This is a genomic window from Pseudophaeobacter sp. EL27 (genome assembly GCF_900313025.1).
GTDB lineage: Bacteria > Pseudomonadota > Alphaproteobacteria > Rhodobacterales > Rhodobacteraceae > Pseudophaeobacter.
Window position 1 is genome coordinate 1 of record NZ_OMPQ01000016.1, and the last position, 22,177, is coordinate 22,177.

Below are 22,177 nucleotides of genomic sequence, written 5' to 3' on the forward strand. Positions count from 1 at the left end.
CGTCAGACCCTCTACGTCGTCTTGCGACTTCGCAGAGCCCTGTGTTTTTAATAAACAGTCGCCACCCCCTGGTTTGTGCCCCCGGATTCCACTTGCGTAGGACCCGGGCCTCCTTCTCGCGAACTTACGGAGGTATTTTGCCGAGTTCCTTCAACATCGTTCTCTCAAGCGCCTTGGTATTCTCTACCAGTCCACCTGTGTCGGTTTAGGGTACGATCTTATAGAGGGGCTATTTCCAGGAACCTCTCAGCAGCCCATTCAATCCAATAAGGATGAACTACCTTCGAGATCCGTCACCACCTCATGGCCCAGGAATATTAACCTGGTTCCCATCGACTACGCCTTTCGGCCTCGCCTTAGGGGTCGGCTTACCCTGCTCAGATTAGCTTTAAGCAGGAACCCTTGGACTTTCGGCGAGAGTGTCTCTCACACTCTTTGTCGCTACTCATGTCATCATTCTCGCTAGTGATCTCTCCACGGGATCGCTCACGCGCCCGCTTCATCGAAAGCTCCGTGTCTCCAATCCTACCGAAGTAGGTAAGGAGACATGGAACTATGTCACACTACGCTCTGCTACCATGCACTATGTGCATCCTCAGCTTCGGCTCATGGCTTGAGCCCCGTTACATCTTCGCCGCAGGACGTCTTAATTAGACCAGTGAGCTGTTACGCTATCTTTAAAAGATGGCTGCTTCTAAGCCAACTTCCTGGTTGTTTTGGACATCCCACCTGCTTTCCCACTTAGCCATGAATTAGGGGCCTTAGCTGGAGGTCAGGGTTGTTTCCCTCTCCACTACGGACGTTAGCATCCGCAGTGTGTCTGCCGTATAGTACTCCCGGGTATTCGGAGTTTGGTTAGGATCAGTAAGACGGTGAGTCCCCATTACCCATCCAGTGCTCTACCCCCCGGGGTATTCGTACGACGCTCTACCTAAATAGATTTCGCAGAGAACCAGCTATCTCCGAGTTTGATTGGCCTTTCACCCCTAGGCACAGCTCATCCCGATCTTTTTCAACAGATGTGGGTTCGGTCCTCCAGTGCATGTTACTGCACCTTCAACCTGGCCATGCCTAGATCACTCGGTTTCGGGTCTGATCCCACGAACTCATTCGCCCTATTAAGACTCGCTTTCGCTGCGCCTACACCTAACGGTTTAAGCTTGCTCGTGAGACCAAGTCGATGACCCATTATACAAAAGGTACGCTGTCAGGCCGCAAGGGCCCTCCAACTGATTGTAGGCGTTCGGTTTCAGGTACTGTTTCACTCCCCTCGTCGGGGTGCTTTTCACCTTTCCCTCACGGTACTGGTTCACTATCGGTCAGTAAGGAGTACTTAGCCTTCGAAGGTGGTCCTCCGATCTTCAGACAGAATTTCACGTGTTCCGCCCTACTTAATACGTCCCATCATGTTTCGAATACGGGGCTATCACCCGCTATGGCCATGCTTCCCAACATGTTCTTCTCACACTCAAGGCTCGGCTGGTCCCCGTTCGCTCGCCGCTACTAGGGGAGTATCAATTGATTTCCTTTCCTCCGGGTACTTAGATGTTTCAGTTCCCCGGGTTTGCTCTTTTAAACCTATGTATTCAGTCTAAAAGTACCTGGTTCAGCAAGATATAAGCAGCTAGATCGCTATTATATCAAACTGTCAGGTGGGTTGCCCCATTCAGAAATTCATGGATCAAAGCTTATTCTCAGCTCCCCATGACTTATCGCAGAGTATCACGTCTTTCATCGCCTCTTACTGCCAAGGCATTCACCAAACGCCCTTCTCGCGCTTGATCTGATCCAGAAATAGATAGCCTAAACCATCAGGATCCAGCCGCTGGTAAGTAGCCGGACCACAATCTCTGAACCAAAAAGCATACTTTCCCGCGCTTCCTTCGATACGGTCTGTGATGTCGGTCGCAGACCCGAAGAAAGCACAATTGGCTCTAAAACCTTTTCGGAATTAGAACCGGGTTAGTGTACTTGACTTGGACAACTCTGTCGTTTCAAACCGGCAGACCCATGGACGTCCGAGGAAACAGACGTGTTCATAGGCTCGCTTCATACACCCGAAGGCATAATCAGCTCCAATCTGAGATCATCCCCACACTCGGGGCGATCAACAGTGTTGTTGATTGTTTCTCTCTTTACGATATCAATTCGTCCAATTGGACGGTTAAGAACTGCGCACAGTGCTTAACGATCTAATTGCGTGTAATGGTGGAGCCTAGGAGGATCGAACTCCTGACCTCCTGAATGCAAATCAGGCGCTCTCCCAGCTGAGCTAAGGCCCCATCTTAATCCCGAAGGATGAGTGGTGGGTCGAGGAGGACTTGAACCTCCGACCTCACGCTTATCAGGCGTGCGCTCTAACCACCTGAGCTACCGACCCGGTTTTCGATTTACGAAAGCAAATCAAAACCCGTGTGCGACAGGGTATTGCAAAGCAATGCCCGAGAGCAGCACTCAGTGGTTATGTCACCAGGCAGCGCCAGATAACGGCTGCTGCCGCGACTTGTCTGAAGAGATATGAGGACGGCTCGGTCCAAAGGACATCCTGTGGATGTCCCGATGTTGAACAGTTTTGATTACTGTTCATTGCTAAGTGTATCACGAGGAAGAACAAGTTCTTCTTGCTAGATACATCCTTAGAAAGGAGGTGATCCAGCCGCAGGTTCCCCTACGGCTACCTTGTTACGACTTCACCCCAGTCGCTGAACCCACCGTGGTCCGCTGCCTCAAAAGTTAGCGCACGGCCTTCGGGTAGATCCAACTCCCATGGTGTGACGGGCGGTGTGTACAAGGCCCGGGAACGTATTCACCGCGTCATGCTGTTACGCGATTACTAGCGATTCCGACTTCATGGGGTCGAGTTGCAGACCCCAATCCGAACTGAGACATCTTTTAGGGATTAACCCATTGATGATGCCATTGTAGCACGTGTGTAGCCCAACCCGTAAGGGCCATGAGGACTTGACGTCATCCACACCTTCCTCCCGCTTATCACGGGCAGTTTCCCTAGAGTGCCCAGCCGAACTGCTGGCAACTAAGGATGTGGGTTGCGCTCGTTGCCGGACTTAACCGAACATCTCACGACACGAGCTGACGACAGCCATGCAGCACCTGTCACTTGGTCTCTTGCGAGAAAGCTAGATCTCTCTAGCGGTCCAAGGATGTCAAGGGTTGGTAAGGTTCTGCGCGTTGCTTCGAATTAAACCACATGCTCCACCGCTTGTGCGGGCCCCCGTCAATTCCTTTGAGTTTTAATCTTGCGACCGTACTCCCCAGGCGGAATGCTTAATCCGTTAGGTGTGACACCAACAAGCATGCTTGCTGACGTCTGGCATTCATCGTTTACGGTGTGGACTACCAGGGTATCTAATCCTGTTTGCTCCCCACACTTTCGCACCTCAGCGTCAGTATCGAGCCAGTGAGCCGCCTTCGCCACTGGTGTTCCTCCGAATATCTACGAATTTCACCTCTACACTCGGAATTCCACTCACCTCTCTCGAACTCAAGACCAGGAGTTTACAAGGCAGTTCCAGGGTTGAGCCCTGGGATTTCACCCTATACTTTCTGATCCGCCTACGTGCGCTTTACGCCCAGTAATTCCGAACAACGCTAACCCCCTCCGTATTACCGCGGCTGCTGGCACGGAGTTAGCCGGGGTTTCTTTACCAGATACTGTCATTATCATCTCTGGCGAAAGAGCTTTACGACCCTAAGGCCTTCATCACTCACGCGGCATGGCTGGATCAGGCTTGCGCCCATTGTCCAAGATTCCCCACTGCTGCCTCCCGTAGGAGTCTGGGCCGTGTCTCAGTCCCAGTGTTGCTGATCATCCTCTAAAACCAGCTATAGATCGTAGACTTGGTAGGCCGTTACCCCACCAACTATCTAATCTAACGCGGGCCGATCCTTCTCCGATAAATCTTTCCCCCGAAGGGCGTATAAGGTATTACTCTCCGTTTCCAGAGGCTATTCCTTAGAGAAGGGCACGTTCCCACGCGTTACTAACCCGTCCGCCGCTCACTCCGAAGAGTGCGCTCGACTTGCATGTGTTAAGCCTGCCGCCAGCGTTCGTTCTGAGCCAGGATCAAACTCTCAAGTTGAAAGCGTCTCGCGACGCTATCCTTGACGTTCGAACCTCTGCACATCTCCAATACTCAGGACCGCTTTTGGGGGCAGATCCCTATGTCCACCCGGCTAAGGATTGGACACGTATCGGAAGTCATCTGTTTGATTGTGCTTCAGTTTACCAAAGTAAACAAAAGTCCGTTCAAACAGTGAAGCTGACACTCTATCATCGCGCTACCGCTTCGCTACTTGAGCGCCGCAGTATTACTAAGAGCGTTGATATACAGACGTTGATCCATCGAAACGAACCAAACCGCCCACATATCTCTTCAGTTATCATCAATGTCAAAGAGCAACACCAAAAGGCCAAAAACAAGACCACTACGCCAATTCCTTAGCGCAACCGCCTCACATCATGCCATCAGATGCCCCAGTCTCTCCTGAGCGTCCAACCGTCTTTCCGATCCGTCAGCACTGTCTTCCCAGTGTGTCAGCAGCGTCTCCGCCGCCCACCGTGCCGCGTCGCCGCTGCCGGTAGAGGGGGTTCTAAGTATAACCCCGGGAACCCGCAAGCCAAAAACCAGTCAAATTCCACTTTTCTGTTAAAGAAATACGATAAGTGAACAAAATCAACGCTCTAACAGGAAACAAAGTCACCTCAACTGACCCTTTTTACAGCACCCCCTCATCCAAAATGGCGCCAATTCCACGAGTCACCAACTCAAACCCAACTTACCCACAGACTTAATCACAGACTCACAACAAGGAATCAAAAACCAAAACCCAAATCCACACGACTCAAAGCGAAAGTGCACAGGCCCGACCCTCGTGCACAGCCTGCGCCGCCAAACGAGGAGCATTCGCATCCCCAATCAATTGTGGCGCCACTCCCAGAGACAGAAGCTCATCGCGCAGGGACATCTCGGCCTGGTTCACGGTCGCCATGACCAGATCAGAGGCCATGATCTGGTCGCGGACGCCTGTCAAAAGAGAGAGCACTTCAGCCCCCTGCCCGCCCCAGTGGGCAATTACAGCATCGGTGATGAACCGTACCCCTGCAGTGGCCAGCGCCTTACGCAGGGCAAAGTCCGTGGAGGAGCGCTGCAGCTCCTTACCGACCAGAGCATCCGGCGTCACCAAGGTCACCTGATACCCGGCCTCGGCCAAATACCAAGCCGTGCCGCAGCCACGCCAATTGCCGCCTTCGTCCAGAACAACCACATGATTGCCCAGTTTGGCGCGGTTTGAGAGCACGTCCTCGGCTGACCAGACATGACCATGCGCGAGGCCTGGCAATTCGGACAGATGAGGCAGGGCTTTTTGGAAGCCCGTTTCCGGCGGCAACGAGCCAGTGGCCAGCACCACCTCGTCGGCGCCCTGGGCCTGAATGTCCTCAGCGTCCATGTAGCTGTTGAACATAACCTCAACGCCCAGCTGGTCGAGTTGTCGCTCATACCAGTCTATCAGATCGGTGATCTGGGCGCGACGCGGTTGCAAGCCGGCAAGGCGAAACTGGCCGCCAAGTACAGGGCTGGCCTCCGCCAGGGTCACACGGTGGCCGCGCTCAGCTGCAACCCGGGCAGCCTCCAACCCTGCGGGGCCGCCGCCGACCACCAGAACCTGTTTGGGCGCTGTTGCCGGAGAAAAGCGATCACCACCCCAATCGGCCTCTCGGCCAACCGAGGGGTTCACCAGGCAGGAGATCGAGTAGTCCCGCCCGCGCCGCCCCCAGCACTGCTGATTACAGGAGAGGCAGCCACGAATGTCAGCGCTGCGATCCTCTGCCGCCTTGTTGGTCAGATGCGGGTCGGCAATTTGCCCGCGCACGATGGAGACCAGATCTGCCTGCCCTGCCCCAAGCAGAGTATTGGCGTTATCAGGTGTGCGAACATGGCTTTCGGCGATCACCAGCGCCTTGCGGGTGACAGGCTTCAGGACCTCGGCAAGGTCAGCCCCCAGCATCTCGGCCTCCTGGAAACTGGGGATGAGCCGGGAGAAATCAAAGTAGGAGCCGGAGCCGACCGTGACATAGTCCATCAGCCCCTGTGCATCATGCAGCGCGACAATGTCTTTCATACTCTCGCGGCTGAGCGCCACCTCGACGCCGGGCTCATCATTCACTGCAAGCCCGATGATGAAGTCCTCCCCGCAGGCGCGGCGAATGCGGGAGAGGATCTCGCGCGAGAACCGGGTGCGGTTCTCCAGCGATCCGCCCCATTTGTCGTCACGGGTGTTGGAGAATGGCGTCCAGAACTGATCCAGCAGGCAATGATAGGCGGCCCAGACTTCGACTCCGTCAAAGCCCGCCTGCTGACAACGGCGCGCCGCCTGTACAAACCCCTCAATCACCTCTTCGATCTCGGCCTCGGACATGGCGTGGCTGCCGTCGCTGTCATGATAGCTGGGCCCGCCCGAGGGCGACCAGGCAGCATGCCAGGAATTGTCCTGATCCCCGTGCGCGCCTACATGGTAGAGCTGTTGGATCATCACCGCCCCGGCTTTTTGGCAGGGCTCCACCAGTTTGCGGAAATGTGGAATTACCACATCAGAGGAATGCAGGAAATTGCCACGGGTCAGCACCGCAGAGGCATGCACCGGCATCGGCTCCACCACGATCATCGCGGCACCACCCAAAGCGCGTTCCAGATAATAGGCAGCGTGAGCAGCCCCCGGCAGGCCACCCCTGGCCATATTGGTGGTATGAGCGCCAAAAACCACACGGTTGCGCAGGTTTTTGTGCCGCAGAGGGAGGGGTTGAAACAGATGAGGGTAGGCTTGCATCGTCAACTCTCCAAAGCGTCCAGGCCGGCGGCAAGGTCCGTGCCCAAGCCTGCCCCTTCCATATGTTGGCGCAGTCGTTGGTTATAGCCACCCGGAGTGTTCAGGGCTGCGATCAGATCAGCAGCTGGGCCACCCGCCAGAGAGCTGGAAATCAACATCCGCAGGAAGGCCTCCCCCTGCGCCGGGTCCGAAACACGCGCGCTCAGCCAATTGCCTGCATCCAATGTCAGCTGCGCCACCGGTGACAGGACCGCCTGGGCACAGAGGTATGCGTCCAGCTCGCCGGCATCACGCAGCATGAACAGGGTGTTTTGTGGCGCAAAGATCCGGTCCAGCAGATCGCCATCTCCAAGCGCCATAATGGCGGAACCTCCCTGAGCGATGCCGGGAAAGGGCATCATCACCGCGGAAGCATGGGCTGGGGCGACCAGATCCGCGACCTCGTCGAGACCTGCACCTGCCATAAAGGAGACCACGCGCAGATCCCGCGGGAAGGGCAACGCCTCTAAGATGGCAGGTGCCGCCTCCAACATCAGGCCGAGGAAAACCACGTCGCTATGATCCAGGATCTCTTGCAGCTCAGCGATTTGCACCTCCGGAATGTCAGATGCAAGGGCATCAGCCCGCGCCTTGCTGCGGGCGCTGATGCGGATCTCATGGCCGCGCCCGGCCAGCCCCTGCACGACTGCAGAGGCGATGGTGCCGGTTCCGATAAAGCCGAGGCGCATATCAGATGTCCTTCAGCAGGCGCAGGGCATCATAGATGGCAGCATGGGTATTGCGCGCCGAAACCGCATCGCCAATGCGAAACAGCTGGAAGGCCCCTTCGGGATTGGTGTTGATTGCCTGCGGACGGCCCTCGATCAGGGCGCCTTGATCCACTTCGCCCCGGTTTGAAGACAGCTCTTTGAGATCAAAATACAGCTCATCCAGCGGCAGGGTGCCATAGTTGACCACCACCTGATCATACTGTGCCTCAGATGTGTGACTGCTGTAGTCAGTGCCAATGGTGGCCGTCAGCTGGTTGCCACTCGGCGCGACCGAGAGCAGGCGGCGGGTGACGGTAAAAGTCACATCCTTGTCCTGCAACGCGCGCATATAGGGCACCAGATTCATCGCCATGATATCCGGGGCAAAGCTGCGGTCCGGTGTCATCACTTCAACCTTGGCGCCGGCATTGGCCGCGACTTCCGCTGCCATAACGCCGGGGTGATCGCCGCTTTCGTCGTAGATCAGCACATTTGCCCCCGGCTTCACATCGCCCGAAATAATGTCCCAACTGGTCACCACATTGGCCGCCTCTTCAGAGGTTTCATGCAGCATGGTATTGGGCATGCCGCCAGTGGCCACGATCACCACATCCGGATCCAGCGCCGTGACATCTGCCGCCTCGGCCCAGCTGTTGAAGCGGAACTCCACATCACGTGCCGCACATTGCGCCATGCGCCAATCGATGATCGAGATCATCTCGGCGCGGCGCGGGTTCTGGACCGTCAGGCGGATCTGCCCACCTGGATCGGCAGCGGCTTCAAACACGGTCACCGCATGGCCACGTTCTGCTGCGACCCGCGCTGCCTCCAACCCGGCAGGGCCGGCCCCGATGACCACAACTTTCTTCTTTTGCTCTGCTAGCGGGATATCATGCGGCATGGTCATTTCACGCCCGGTTGCCGGGTTATGAATGCACAGGGCCTCACCGGCCTGATAGATCCGATCCAGACAATAGGTGGCGCCAACACAGGGGCGAATGTCATCCTCGCGCCCCTCGATGATTTTGCGCACCACATGCGGATCCGCCATATGCGCCCGCGTCATGCCCACCATATCAACCAACCCGGCCGAGACCGCATGGCGCGCGGTGGCCACATCCGGGATCTTTGAGCCGTGAAAAATCGGCAAACCAATCGACGCCTGCACCTCGCCGGCAGCATGGAGATGCGGCGCACCGCGCATCCCCTGCACCGGGATCATGTCTGTCATGGCCGGATCAGTATGGATGCGGCCCCTGTTGATGTTAAGGAAATCAACCTGACCTGTCCCCTCCAGTATCCGGGCGATGTCCAACCCCATTTCCGGGGTAATTCCCCCCTCCTGCACCTCATCCGGTGCAAAGCGGACACCGACGATAAAATCGTCACCCACCCGCGCTCGCACCGAGGCAATGATGTCGGTGGTCAGTCGCATGCGGCTTTCCAGATGCTCGCGCCCATAGGGCCCGTCCAGATCATTGGTCAGCGGCGAGATGAACTGGTCCAGCAAATGACCGTGGGTCATGATCTCGACCCCATCCATGCCGCCCTCTTTCATTCGCTCCGCCGCATCGGCAAAATCCGAGATCACCCGAGTGATATCCCAGTCCTCGGCCAGTTTTGGAAAGGCGTGGTGGGCCGGCTCGCGGTGCCGTGTGGCCGAGATCGCCGGCAGCCAGTCGCCCTTGTTCCAATGGGTACGGCGTCCCAGATGGGTCAGCTGGATCATCACCGCCGCGCCATGTTCATGCACCTGATCGGTCATATTGCGGATCCAAGGTACCACCTCGTCCTTATAGGCGAGGATATTATTGAACACCGGTGGGCTGTTGCGCGACACCGCCGCCGAACCCGCCGTCATGGTCAGCGCCACGCCAGCCTTGGCCCGTTCCGCATGATAGGCGGCATAGCGCTGTTTTGGCATACCATCTTCGGGATAGGCCGGTTCATGGCTAGTGGTCATGATCCGATTGCGCAGGGTCAGATGCTTCAGTTTATAGGGCTGCAGAAGGGGATCGTTGGACATCGGGTTTTCTTTCCTGGGAAAAGGCCTTGGGGTTCTTAGTCGGGATCACCATCAGTGAAGCGGCACCCGGCGGCTAAGTACAGCCCCCGGATGTCAATTCCTGTGATTAGTACCAGGCGTCTGGCATTGCGGTTTTGGTCTTGGTGATGAACTCCTGCAGCGCCTCATCGGTGCCGGGATCCATGTAGGGGGCTTGATAGCTGGCAAGCTGGGCCTTCCAGCGGCTATTGGCGCGGGTGGCGGCATCAATGCCGCCCTGCTCATCCCAGGTTTCCCAGGGCTGATGATCATCCAGGGCGCTGTCCCAATAGGCGCTTTGATAATGGCGCAGGGTGTGTTGGGTGGCAAAGAGATGCTGCCCTGGCCCGCCTTCCGCCAGCGCCTCAAATCCCAATGTGTCCTCGTTGACGTCAAAGCCTTTGAGGTAGGAGTGCAAAGCGCCACAGAGATCCGCATCCAGCATGAATTTCTCGTAGGACATCGACAGCAGCCCGTCGAGAAACCCTGCGGAGTGCAGGATGAAATTGGCGCCACATTGCACCGCTGACATCATCGACATCATCGCCTGCTGCATCGCCTGTGCATCCGGCAGTTTTGAAGTCGAGAAATTGCCGGCACAGCGCAGCGGCAGCTTCAGCCGACGCGCCAATTGCCCCATGGCAAGCGAGCCAAGTGCAGGTTCCGGCGTGCCAAAAGTGGGCGAGCCTGTACGCAGCGACATTGAGCTGATGAAAGAGCCCAGCACCGCAGGAGATCCCGGGCGCACCAACTGGGTAATCGCGCAGGAGACCATGCTTTCCGCCAGACATTGCGCCACTGATCCCGCAATGGTGAGCGGCGAAACGGCGCCGCCCAGCAGGAAGGGCAGATGGATCGAACCCTGCCCGGCCGCCGCATAGGCCCGGATACCCTGGGTCGTCACCCCATCCAGCACCATCGGCGAGGTGGTGTTGAAGTTCCCCATGATCACGCAGTTCTGGTCAACAAAATCGGCACCAAACAGAATGCGGCACATCTCGATACTGTCTTCGGCCCGTTCCGGCGCGGTAATCGAACCAAGGAAGGCGCGATCAGAATAGCGCATATGGGCATAGACCATATCCAGGTGACGTTTGTTCACCGCAATATCCGTGGGCTCGCAGATGGTGCCGCCCGAGTGGTGCAAATTGGGGCTCATCTGCGCCAGTTTCACGAAGTTCTCAAAATCCGCGATAGTTCCGTAGCGGCGCCCCTTGTCGAGATCCATCACAAAGGGAGAGCCATATGAGGGGGCAAAGACCATGGCGTCGCCACCAATCTCAACCGTATTGGCAGGATTGCGCGCCACCTGGGTAAAGCGTTCTGGTGCCGTGGACAGAATCTGGCGGATCATGCCCGGCGCAAACTTCAGGTTCCAGCTGTCGGCGGTCAGATCGGTGACCTTTGCTCCGGCAGCGCGAAACAGCTCCACCACCTCCGGGTCTTCGCGAAACTCGATGCCGATCTCTGCCATGATCCGCTCTGCGGTGGTCTCGATCCGATTCAGGCTTTCCTCGGACAGGATATCGTAGGTCGGGATATTGCGAGTGATGAAGGCCGTCTTCAAATGCGCATTCTGACCCGGCTCAGCACTGCGACCCTCACCGCGGCGGGATCGGCGTCCCCGTGTTTTCAACTGCACTTCACTCATGTCATTGGCCTCCCCGGGGAAAATCCTTCTCGACACATATGTCAATCAAACAATCACACCCGTCAACTCCATTGCGACAGCGGGATGTCGGTGTTAGGACATTGGCATGAATATTCAGGACCCTTCCCGCCCGCCGACCTCAGAAGAGGCCTGGCTGACAGCCGCCTATGAGGAGCTGACAAACACTGGCGTAGAGGCGGTGAAAATCATGACGCTTGCCAAGCGGCTCGGAGTCTCACGCACCAGTTTCTACTGGCACTTCAAAGATCGCGACGCGCTGCTGGAAGCGATGATCCGTCATTGGGAAGACAAGAACACCGGCAATCTGGTTGCCCGCACCGAGGCCTATGCTGCCAATATTTCGGAGGCGATTTTCAACCTGTTTGACTGCTGGCTGGATGCGGAGCTGTTTGATTCGGCCCTGGATCTGGCGATCCGCAATTGGGCCCGCAACGACGCCGCGCTGCAACTGCGCCTGGACCGGGCAGATGCGCGCCGCGAGGCGGCGATGGCTGCGATGCTGGAACGGTTTGGCTATAGCAAAGACACCGCCCTGGTGCGGGCCCGGACCATGATCTACACCCAGATCGGCTATATCTCGATGCAGATCCAACAGCCCGAGGACCGACGTTTGGCGCGTATGCCCGACTATATCGAAGTCTTCACCGGTCAACGCCCGGAACAGGTGGATATCGATCGCTTTATGGCACGTCACCAAACTCGAGAGACAGCAGTTACAACTGAGTGAAGTCATCCCGACGCCCACGAAAGTACCGCTTCAGAGCCGCCTTCAGGGCGCGAACCTTGGCGGATTGCAGCAGGTCCTGATGGCTTAGCACCCAGATCGGCGCGTAGTCCTGCGGCTCCAGACCCGGCAAGACCTGCAACTCTGGGTCACTGCGCCCCAGATAGACCGGCATGCGCACCAGCCCCATACCCGCCTTGGCCGCTGCGATCAGCGATGTCATATCGTCAAACCGCGCCGTAATGCGATAGTTCGGGTAAAGCGCCAAAGCCGCTTTGGGCGGGGCATCATGGCCACTGTAAATCACCCAGTCCAGAACTGCCCGTGGATCCGCAGCAGCCTGAGCAATGATGTCAGGCAGCGCAACACAGGTGGTTTTTTGATCTGCCAGATGCAACCCGACCAGACTATCTCCCGGAGATTTGCTGATACGGATGGCCAGATCCGCCTCGCGGCGGGTCAGATCCAGCACCTCGTTGGTGGCGCGGACGGTCAATTCGATCTCGGGGTTCTGCCGGCAGAACTCAGCCAGAAAAGGCGCCAGATGGGATTGGATCAAAAGCTGCGGCGCCGTCAGCACCAGCGGACCGGCAAGCCCCTGGTCTCGGCCTGACAGGCTGCGGAGTGCGGCCTGCTCCTGCTGCTCCATCCGGGCCGCTGCCCTGGCAAGCTCTTTGGCTTCCGGACTCGCCAGATAGCCTTCGGGGCGACGTTCAAACAGGGCCCGTCCCAGCATATCCTCCGCCCGCTGCACCCGGCGCGACACGGTGGTGTAGCTCACCGAAAGCGCCTGAGCCGCCCCAGCCAGCGTTCCGGCCCGCACCAGGGCCAGGATTGTGCGCATGTCATCCCAATTGATCTGCATACATGCAATTTCGCACGGCCCGCACACGAATGCATGTGTTTTCTAATGGACGGCCGATCACCATCTGTTGCGCATCACAAGAAAGGACAAAAGATGGCTTATGTATATGTGAACCTGGTGTTGGAAGACCCCGATAAGATGGCGGCCTACCGCGAAAAAGCGGGCGCTGCGCTGCAAAAACACGGCGCCAAACCCCTGGTTTCGACGCCGAACCAGACCGTGATCGAGGGCAGTCGCGATGAAACCGGCATTGGGGTAATCTTGCAGTTCCCTGACGTGGAGGCCGCCAAGGCCTGGATCAATGACCCCGAGCTGCAAGAGACTCACGCCCTACGTCGTGCCGCTGGCAAATCGGCGATCACCCTGCTGGCCTAGTATCGTTAGTCGGAAAAAGAAAAGGAGGCGGCATCCTGTAGATGTCGCCTCCTTTAGATTATTATGGTCAGAAGGCTACTCTGCGGCCATCTGGCTATCGGCCTTCTCGACTTTGACGGCAGCAAATTTGAACTCTGGGATTTTCCCGTAAGGATCCAGCGCCGGGTTGGTCAGGATATTGGCTGCAGCTTCGACATAGGCGAAGGGGACAAAGACCATATCTTCGGCGATCGCGCGATCCGCACGGGCCATGATCTCGATTGAGCCACGTCGGGTCGACAGACGCACCATCTCGCCCGGCTCGACGCCCATTGCCCGCAGGGTCTTGGGGTGCATTGAGCAGTTTGCCTCGGGTTCAACCGCATCCAAGACCAACGACCGCCGTGTCATTGACCCGGTGTGCCAGTGCTCCAACTGACGGCCCGTGGTCATGATCATCGGATATTCCGCATCCGGTGCCTCATCCGGGGCGATCACACTTGCCGGGGTGAACCGGGCACGCCCCTCGGCCCGTGGGAAGCCATCGCCGAACACGATCGCCTGACCGGGATCGGTCTCGTGCAGCGACGGATAGGTGATGGTTTCGGTTTCCAGACGATCCCAGGTGATGTTATTCAACGACTTCATGTTGAGCTTCATCTCGGCAAAGACCTCAGAGACATCCTTGTAGTCCCAGGGCAGGCCGATGCGCTGTGCCAGCTCGACAGTGACCTGCCAATCTTCGCGCGCCTCGCCGGGAGGGGCGACAGCAGGACGGACCCGCTGAACCTGACGGTTGGTATTGGAAACTGTGCCGTTCTTTTCATAAAGCGCAGAGGCCGGCAGGATGATATCGGCAAAGTTCGCCGTTTCCGTCAAGAAGATATCCTGCACGATCATCAGATCCAGCTTGGCAAAGGCTTCGCGGGCGTGGTCAGCATCGGGGTCGGACATCGCCGGGTTTTCACCCTGGATATACATGCCCTTGATGTTGCCCGCATAGGCCTGATCGACGATCTCGGTGACGGTGAGGCCCTTCTCGTTAGAGAAGTCACCACCGCCCCAGACATCCACAAAGGACCGACGCACATCGTCCGAGGTCACTGTCTGATAGTCAGGCAGGAACATCGGCACCAGACCGGCATCCGAAGCGCCCTGGACGTTGTTCTGACCGCGCAGCGGGTGCAGACCAGCGCCGGGTTTGCCGACATTACCAGTCATCAGCGCCAGGCTGATCAGACAGCGCGAGTTATCCGTACCGTGAATGTGTTGTGACACCCCCATGCCCCAGAAGATCAGGCCGGCATTTGCCTTAGCAAAGAGACGCGCAACACGGCGCAGCTGCTCAGGCTCGATGCCGCAGATCTCGGACATCTTTTCAGGGGTAAAGTCCTTCAGATGCGCCTTCTCTGCTTCCCAGTTCTCGGTGCGCAGCTTGATGTATTCGGCGTCATAAAGCTCTTCTTCGACGATCACATGCATGATCGCGTTCAACATCGAGACATCGGCGCCGGGGCGGAACTGCAGCATTTCGGTCGCGTAGCGACGCATGCCAACACCGCGCGGATCCATCACGATCAGCTTGCCACCACGTTTGGTGAACTGCTTGAAATAGGTCGCCGCAACCGGGTGGTTCTCGATCGGGTTGGAACCGATGATGATCGCCACATCAGCGTTTTCGATCTCGTTGAAGGTCGCGGTCACTGCCCCAGAGCCTACGTTTTCGATCAGTGCCGTCACCGATGAAGCGTGACACAGACGAGTACAGTGGTCGACGTTATTGTGTTTGAACCCCTGACGAATGAACTTCTGGAAGAGATAGGCCTCTTCATTGGTGCATTTAGCCGAACCAAAACCAGCAACCGAACGTGGATCTTCGTCGCGCAGCTTTTTCAGACCATTGCCCGCCAGTTCCATCGCCTCTTCCCAGGTCGCCTCGCGGAAGTGGGTGGCCAGATCGCCGGGATCAACGTTCAGCCCTTTGGCTGGGGCGTCATCACGACGGATCAGTGGTTTGGTCAGGCGGTGGGGGTGGTGGATGTAGTCAAACCCGAAGCGGCCTTTGACACAAAGACGGCCCTCATTGGCGGGGCCATTGATGCCCTCGACATGTTTGACCTTGCCGTCCTTGACCTTGAGGCTGACCTTGCAGCCCACACCGCAGAAGGGGCAGACGCTTTCGGTCTCGGAATCATAGTCCTTCAGATCGCCAACACCTTGATCGTCCAGCACAGCAGCAGGCATCAAGGCGCCAGTTGGGCAGGCCTGCACACATTCACCACACGCAACACAGGAGGACGCACCCATGTCATCAGCGATATCAAACACCGGATAGGCATCGTGACCACGACCGGCCATGCCGATCACGTCATTGACCTGAACTTCACGGCAGGCCCGCACGCAAAGCCCACAGGAGATGCAGGCGTCCAGGTTGACGGACATCGCCACATGGCTGTCATCGAGCAGCGGAATACGGCCCTCTTCTAGCTTGGGGAAACGCGACTCTGAAACCCCGTTCAGCTCCGCCATATCCCACAGATGCGAGGACTTATCATGCGCCTCTTCCTGTTTGGGCTGGTCCGCAACCAGCAGTTCCATCACCATTTTGCGCGCGTTCTCGGCACGGGCGTTGTTGGTCACGACCACCATGCCCTCGCTGGGTTCGCGAATGCAGGAGGCCGCCAGGGTGCGCTCGCCTTCGATCTCGACCATGCAGGCGCGGCAGTTGCCATCGGGGCGATAACCCGGCTGTGGCTTGTGGCACAGATGCGGGATCTTGAGGCCCCGACCATTGGCGACTTCCCAGATGGTCAGTCCTGCCTCGGCAGTGACGGTTTCGCCATCAAGGGTAAAGGTTACTTCAGTGCTCATGGCTCACACCTCATCCGGGAAATGTTTGATGGTCAGACGGATCGGGTTTGGCGCCGCCTGCCCCAGACCACAGATTGATGTGTCAATCATGGCGGCACTCAGCTCTTCCAGCAGATCCTGGTCCCACTTTTTCTCACCCATCAGCTTGACGGCTTTCTCGCAGCCAACCCGGCAAGGGGTACACTGACCACAGCTCTCGTCCTCAAAGAAGCGCAGCATGTTGAGCGCCGCATCACGAGCAGAGTCCTGATCCGACAGAACCACCACAGCCGCGGAACCGATAAAGGTGCCATGCGGTTGCAGCGTGTCAAAATCCAAAGGCACGTCATGCATCGAGGCAGGCAGCAGACCCGAAGACGGGCCACCGGGCTGGTAGGCCTTGAAGCTGTGACCTTCCAACATACCACCGCAGGCCTCGATGATGTCGGTGATGGTGGAGCCGGCAGGCAACAGATGCACACCGGGATTGTTGACGCGACCAGACACGGAATAACTGCGCAGGCCTTTACGGCCGTTTTTCTCAACCGAGTTCAGGCATTCAGGGCCTTCGCGGTTGATCTTGCAGACCCAATACAGCGTCTCAACGTTATGCACCAATGTCGGGCGGCCAAAGATACCCACCTGCGCCACAAAAGGCGGACGGTGACGCGGCTCGCCACGTTTGCCCTCGATGGATTCAATCATCGCGCTTTCTTCACCGCAGATATAGGCGCCGGCGCCGCGACGCAGGTCGATATAGCCAGGCTCAACAATGCCCGCCTGTTCCAGCGCAGTGATCTCAGTGGCGAGGATCTTCAGCACGGCGGGGTATTCGTCGCGCATGTAGATGAAGCATTTTTCAGCCTCAACCGCCCAGGCCGCCATCAGCATACCTTCAAGGAAGATATGTGGGGTACGCTCCAGGTAGTAGCGGTCCTTGAAGGTGCCGGGCTCACCTTCATCTCCGTTGACAGCGAGATATCGCGTGCCTTCATTGGCGCGTACAAAACCCCATTTGGTGCCAGAGGGGAAGCCAGCGCCACCAAGGCCGCGCAGACCGGCCTCTTTGATCTTGGCCTGTACCGCTTCCCAGTCGCCACCCACACGCAGATCTTTCAGAACGGCATAGCCACCCTCGGCCTCGTAGGCTGCAAAGGTCTCATAGTCGGGGACATGGGCATGGGTATCATCAGCTGCAATCGCCGCTTCGACCTTTTCGACCGTGGCGTGGTCAATGTGGTTGTGGCCGATCTCCAGCACCGGAGCGGTATCGCAACGGCCCATGCAGGGCGCGCGCAGCACACGCACTTGTGAAGCATCCAGCCCGTCTTCCAGCGCCTTTTGCAACTGCTCAGCACCAGCCAACTCGCAGGACAGGGAATCACAAACCCGGATAGTCAGCGCCGGTGGCGGCGTGTCATCTTCTCTGACCACATCAAAATGGGCGTAGAATGACGCGACCTCAAAGATCTCAGCCTGGCCCGTGCGCATCTCTTCGGCCAGAGCACGAATATGCGCGGCACTCAGATGGCCATAGGCATCCTGAATCAGATGCAGGAATTCAATCAGCATATCCCGATTGCGGGGCTGATCACCGATAAGTGCCAGAACCTCGCTATGCGCCTGATCGTCCAGCTGACGGCCTTTGGGGGTTTTACGCCCCTTGCCTTTGCCGGATTTCCAGACGCCCTTGCTATTGTCCAATGGTGCCACGCTGACCTCCAAAATTTCGCACGTGCCTTTTCTCGGCTCATGTCATCAGGAAATCATATCGTCAAATCGTTTATTCGGAATGCGCAATAACGAAAACTTATTGCACAAAGGCGGCAACTACCCGCCTTAATGAGGCAACTGTGGTCAGTTCAGGGTTACGTTGCAGGCAGGCGAGACAGATTGGACGGGCCTGCGATTCCATTTCTCCGGCGCTCACCAGGTTAAGTGCGCGGGTTCCCGCGATCTCCCCCAGGGCATCGGCCAGGGCGCGCGGCAGGATAGTCGCAACCGCCCCTTCGCGCGCCATAATGATTGCCGACATAAAGCCGCTGGATTCGGACATCACTTCGGGTTTGAGCTCCAGACCCGCAAAAATACGGTCCAGAATACGCCGGTTCTGCATCCCCGGCTCCAGCAGGCTGAGCGGTAGATCGGCAGCCCCCTGCCAGCTGATGCTATCTTTAAGATGTGCCACCATGGCCTCAGGCGCCAGCAGCACATAGCTTTCTTCATAGAGATCGGTAATCGTCACCAATCCCGGCGGGACACTGTCGCTATAGGTTACGCCGGCATCGATAGTCCCATCGAGAATACGCTGCTGGATCGCCATGGAGGTGGTCACATCAATATGTACCAATATGCGCGGATGGGCCTCGTGCAGGCGGTTCACAACCTGGGCTGCAAACGCTGTTGCTGTCGGCACCACCCCCATCATCAGTGTTCCGGTGACTTCCCCACGCGAGGCTGCCACCTCCTGCTCCAGCGCTTTAGCATCATCCAAAATGCCACGCGCACGGCGCACGATCATCTCGCCCTCGCCGGTCAACCCCTGAAACCGGTTGCCGCGCCTGACAATGGAGACACCCAGTTTTTCCTCGAGGTTGCGAATGCGCATTGAGAAGGCCGGCTGCGACATTCCGCAATCCTTGGCCGCCTTGGCAAAATGCTGATGCCGGGCAAGGGCCGTCAACAATTGGAGATCTCTGAGCTCTATCATTTGGCGACCATAGGGCGGAGAGCAAACAAGAGGCAATCAACGTGATGCAACTTCCTCGTTAGGTCACAGAGGTTCAGAGCGATTCTACTCCAAAAGGGTGGATCTCTTGAATTGATTCAATCTGTAGTTGTCACCTGTCACATCCGATCTACGAGTTTTTGCCCACGGAGCACCCTAGTTACAGACAAATGTCTCTAATTTCTGTGCGAATCCCGCACCTTACTCAACGCTGCAGGAAAAAGAAATCTACCTTCCATACATAGAAAAATTACTTTTTATCAGAAGCTTAATGGCAGGCTTCACATCTGAATTTGCAACAACCACCTGTTGAGAACGGCACCCCAGCCCCCGGGGCTCCCCCACCTCGGCCCCGTCCTGATTTTCGCAACTTGGGCCGGTTAAGATCTCGGTAAACCTCACCCCATAGGCTTTGATGGCCTGTTTTTAACGGGCCGATCTAAACGACCAGAAATGTGCAGCCATTGAGTTGCAGTTTAATTTCCATCGGCAGCCCTGCCCCTCGGCAGTGATGCCGTAGCCCTGAAGTAGAAGACCTGAACCCAAAAGCAGCCCTGTGCTCCCAAGCTATGAAAGAACACAAATGAAAGCTCGCATTCCCTCGATTCCCCTATTCAAAGGCATGTCAGTCTTCATGAAGTGCTGCTTGCTGATTGCTGCAACCACCCTGGTTGTGGCTGGCTCTCTGACGCTCAGAAGTGACATGACGTTTGAAGCTGCCGTTGAAAAAGGCGTTCAGACCCTCGGTAATGGCGTCACAATCACCGTGGCAGCCCGAAGTGGCGGCTCAATTCGCTTTGGTGACGCAAATCGCCTCTCGGCCGACATCTCCAAGATTCTGGAACTCTCCGAAGGGCGCGCCCTCTTTGGTGTTGCAGTGAACAGCAAAGGCAAAGTGGTCGCCTCCGCCGGGGAAGCCAGTGAAGCGGATATCGAAGCACTTACCCAATTGGGCTCAACCTCTGCTGAATCTGGCCTGTTGGAAACCAGCCCAGACGGCTACTTCATTGCCGCACCTGCAATGGCTGGTGCCAATGCAGACGTACTTGTTGGCTCGATTGCCATGATCTGGTCCCCCGAACGCGCCTTTGCCGAAGCAGCACCAGGCCTGATGATGACGCATATCTTTGCAGGCGCCGCCTTTGTCATTATGTGCCTGCTGTCCGTCATCGCCCTGCGCAGAATTCTGTCACGGCCGCTGAAAACCGTTGGTGAATCCATCGATGTGATCGCAGATGGTGACTATACGCAGCCCGTACCCCTGGTAGATCGTCGCGACGAAATGGGCGCAATTGCCCGCACCATCGACCATCTGAAAACCCAGCTGACTGCCGCTCAAGCCGTAGAAGACGAACGCAAGAAAGCACAAGAAGCCCAAAAACAAGTGGTCGAACGCCTGAACCGCGCGCTGCAGAGCATGTCCGAAGGCGATCTGACACAGGTGATCAATACCCCCTTCAAGGGCGAATACGAAAGCCTGCGCACCAACTACAACACCACACTGAACACTCTGGTTGGGATCATGAATGCGGTTGTGGAAAGCACCACACGGATCCGCGCCAATGCAGAAGAGATCAGCCAGTCCTCCAACGACCTGTCACAACGGACCGAAAGCCAGGCGGCGACCCTGGAAGAAACCGCTGCCGCAATGGAGCAGCTTACCGTGAGCGTGAAATCCGCAGCAGATGGCGCCAAACAGGTGGAAGTCATCGTGGAGCAAGCCCAAAGCGGCGCCAAGCAAAGCGGCCAGGTGGTGACCGATGCGGTCAATGCCATGTCTGAGATCGAGACCTCTTCAAACCAGATTTCGCAAATCATCTCGGTGATTGACGACATCGCCTTTCAGACCAATCTTCTGGCGCTCAACGCCGGGGTCGAGGCCGCCCGTGCAGGCGAAGCGGGACGTGGCTTTGCCGTGGTCGCTTCCGAAGTTCGGGCCTTGGCCCAGCGGTCTTCCGATGCGGCACAGGAAATCAAGCAACTGATCTCCGAAAGCTCGCAGCACGTGGCCAAAGGTGTGGATCTGGTCGACAAAGCCGGCAGCGAGTTGGAAAGCATCATCAGCCGCGTTGGAACCATCTCCAATCATGTGGCCGAAATTGCCCTGGGCGCCAGTGAACAATCCACCACTCTGCTTGAGATCAACACCGGCGTCTCGCAACTGGATCACGTGACCCAGCACAATGCCGCCATGGTTGAAGAAAGCACTGCAGCCAGCCAGGTTCTGCGCAACGATGCAAGCGAACTGGCCAATCAGGTTGCTGTCTTCAAGACTGGTGAAGACCAGGGTGGCTTAGCAGCGCCCGCATCTTCTCCGGCGCCTGCCCCGGCGGCTCATGCCGAGTTCCATGAACCTGAAGACGACTTCTTTGCCGACGAGCCCAGCTCATCCGCCCTTCCAAAGGCTGTCGGCTGGGACGACTTCTAAACCGCTCCATAGGACCACTGCTTCAGAACCGCGCTGCCATAGGGTGGCGCGGTTTTGCGTTTGAACCACAGACAGGCAAGGCTTCAAATTGAAGTGATCCTGCGCAACTGCTCTGGAATGTCTGGCGCGCGCTACATATCTAGATCATGGAATAACGCCCCGCATAGACCACCGGATGCGCGGGTATCGTATAACGGTGCCAAGAATTGATCCTCTGGTGCCGCACAAAAGGATCTCTCCGCATGAGCACCAAAGACCCATCCCCCCTACGTATCGACGTGGTTTCTGACGTTATGTGCCCCTGGTGCATCATCGGCTATCGCCAGCTCGCCACAGCCCTGGAGGCCACTGAAACGGCCTATGAGCTACACTGGCACCCTTTTGAGCTGAATCCCGAGATGCCAGCCGAGGGGCAAAACCTGCGCGAACACATCATCGAGAAATACGGCGCCACCCCAGAGCAATCAGAACAGAACCGCGCACAGATGACCAAACTGGGCACAGATCTGGGCTTTGACTTCCGGTTTGACCCCGAAATGCGCATGCACAACACCTTTGACGCCCATCAATTGCTACACTGGGCCGAGACCCAGAACCGCAAGCATGAGCTGAAGCAGGCGCTTTTCTCGGCCCATTTCACCCACCACCGCGATCTGTCAGATACCACCGTTCTGGCAGATATTGCCGCTGAGATCGGATTGGACCGGGACGAGGCTCTCGCGGTTTTGCAGGACCAGCGCTTTGCCGGCCCGGTGCGGGAAGTTCAAGGCTTTTGGCGCAGCCAGGGCATTCAGGGCGTACCCGCAGTGATCTTTGATCAGAAACATCTGGTCAGCGGCGCGCAAGGCATAGAGAATTTCACCAGTATTCTGGGGCAGCTGGCAGAGATGCGTCAGGCCTGACCTGACAGCCCATCA

12 protein-coding genes, 2 tRNA genes and 2 rRNA genes are annotated in these 22,177 nt (G+C 57.3%); 4 read left to right on the top strand and 12 right to left on the bottom strand.

Features of this window, described 5'->3' with window-relative positions; translation table 11 throughout:
- The 8 genes from ED661_RS21325 to ED661_RS21360 all read right to left on the bottom strand — a co-directional run.
- Window positions 1-1,784, bottom strand: a 23S ribosomal RNA gene (locus ED661_RS21325); the annotation flags it as partial.
- Between the two features lie 422 nt (window positions 1,785-2,206).
- Window positions 2,207-2,282: transfer RNA gene (locus ED661_RS21330), tRNA-Ala, on the bottom strand.
- A 21-nt stretch (window positions 2,283-2,303) separates the two neighbouring features.
- Window positions 2,304-2,380, bottom strand: a tRNA-Ile gene (locus ED661_RS21335).
- Between the two features lie 260 nt (window positions 2,381-2,640).
- Window positions 2,641-4,100: ribosomal RNA gene (locus ED661_RS21340) — 16S ribosomal RNA — on the bottom strand.
- 763 nt (window positions 4,101-4,863) lie between these two features.
- Complete coding sequence (locus ED661_RS21345; RefSeq protein WP_122077148.1) at window positions 4,864-6,846, bottom strand: FAD-dependent oxidoreductase; 1,983 nt, start codon at window positions 6,844-6,846, stop codon at window positions 4,864-4,866.
- A 2-nt stretch (window positions 6,847-6,848) separates the two neighbouring features.
- Window positions 6,849-7,574: an NAD(P)-binding domain-containing protein gene (locus ED661_RS21350; protein WP_122077150.1), complete on the bottom strand. Its 726-nt coding sequence runs from the start codon at window positions 7,572-7,574 to the stop codon at window positions 6,849-6,851.
- A gap of 1 nt (window position 7,575) precedes the next feature.
- Window positions 7,576-9,621 carry an NADH:flavin oxidoreductase gene (locus ED661_RS21355; protein ID WP_122077153.1) on the bottom strand — a complete coding sequence of 682 codons (2,046 nt, stop codon included), beginning with the start codon at window positions 9,619-9,621 and terminating at the stop codon, window positions 7,576-7,578.
- A 106-nt stretch (window positions 9,622-9,727) separates the two neighbouring features.
- Window positions 9,728-11,290 carry a trimethylamine methyltransferase family protein gene (locus ED661_RS21360; RefSeq protein ID WP_122077156.1) on the bottom strand — a complete coding sequence of 521 codons (1,563 nt, stop codon included), beginning with the start codon at window positions 11,288-11,290 and terminating at the stop codon, window positions 9,728-9,730.
- A gap of 106 nt (window positions 11,291-11,396) precedes the next feature.
- On the opposite strand from ED661_RS21360, the gene ED661_RS21365 reads away from it, so the two are divergent.
- The gene (locus ED661_RS21365) at window positions 11,397-12,038 is read left to right on the top strand and encodes a TetR/AcrR family transcriptional regulator (RefSeq protein WP_122077158.1); all 642 of its coding nucleotides are present in this window, start codon (window positions 11,397-11,399) and stop codon (window positions 12,036-12,038) included.
- Here the strand turns inward: ED661_RS21365 and ED661_RS21370 are convergent.
- On the bottom strand, window positions 12,025-12,900 hold the full coding sequence (locus tag ED661_RS21370) for a LysR family transcriptional regulator (protein WP_162930220.1): 876 nt from the start codon (window positions 12,898-12,900) through the stop codon (window positions 12,025-12,027). The two genes, ED661_RS21365 and ED661_RS21370, sit on opposite strands and share 14 nt — an antisense overlap.
- Before the next feature lie 93 nt (window positions 12,901-12,993).
- Here ED661_RS21370 and ED661_RS21375 point away from each other — a divergent pair, with 93 nt between their 5' ends.
- Window positions 12,994-13,275 (top strand): DUF1330 domain-containing protein, encoded by a 282-nt coding sequence (locus tag ED661_RS21375; RefSeq protein ID WP_122077161.1) that lies wholly within the window; start codon window positions 12,994-12,996, stop codon window positions 13,273-13,275.
- A gap of 75 nt (window positions 13,276-13,350) precedes the next feature.
- Here the strand turns inward: ED661_RS21375 and fdhF are convergent, their stop codons facing one another.
- The 3 genes from fdhF to ED661_RS21390 all read right to left on the bottom strand — a co-directional run bounded on the left by fdhF (window position 13,351) and on the right by ED661_RS21390 (window position 18,814).
- Window positions 13,351-16,125, bottom strand: a complete 2,775-nt coding sequence (fdhF, locus tag ED661_RS21380; RefSeq protein ID WP_122077164.1) for a formate dehydrogenase subunit alpha — start codon at window positions 16,123-16,125, stop codon at window positions 13,351-13,353.
- 3 nt (window positions 16,126-16,128) lie between these two features.
- On the bottom strand, window positions 16,129-17,817 hold the full coding sequence (locus tag ED661_RS21385) for an NAD(P)H-dependent oxidoreductase subunit E (protein WP_122077348.1): 1,689 nt from the start codon (window positions 17,815-17,817) through the stop codon (window positions 16,129-16,131).
- A 97-nt stretch (window positions 17,818-17,914) separates the two neighbouring features.
- On the bottom strand, window positions 17,915-18,814 hold the full coding sequence (locus tag ED661_RS21390; RefSeq protein ID WP_122077166.1) for a LysR family transcriptional regulator: 900 nt from the start codon (window positions 18,812-18,814) through the stop codon (window positions 17,915-17,917).
- A 601-nt stretch (window positions 18,815-19,415) separates the two neighbouring features.
- Between ED661_RS21390 and ED661_RS21395 the strand changes: the two genes are divergently transcribed.
- Complete coding sequence (locus ED661_RS21395) at window positions 19,416-21,260, top strand: methyl-accepting chemotaxis protein (protein ID WP_162930221.1); 1,845 nt, start codon at window positions 19,416-19,418, stop codon at window positions 21,258-21,260.
- Between the two features lie 242 nt (window positions 21,261-21,502).
- Entirely contained in the window at window positions 21,503-22,162 is a 660-nt protein-coding gene (locus tag ED661_RS21400) for a DsbA family protein (RefSeq protein ID WP_122077169.1), read from the top strand.
- The last annotated feature ends 15 nt before the right edge of the window (window positions 22,163-22,177 follow it).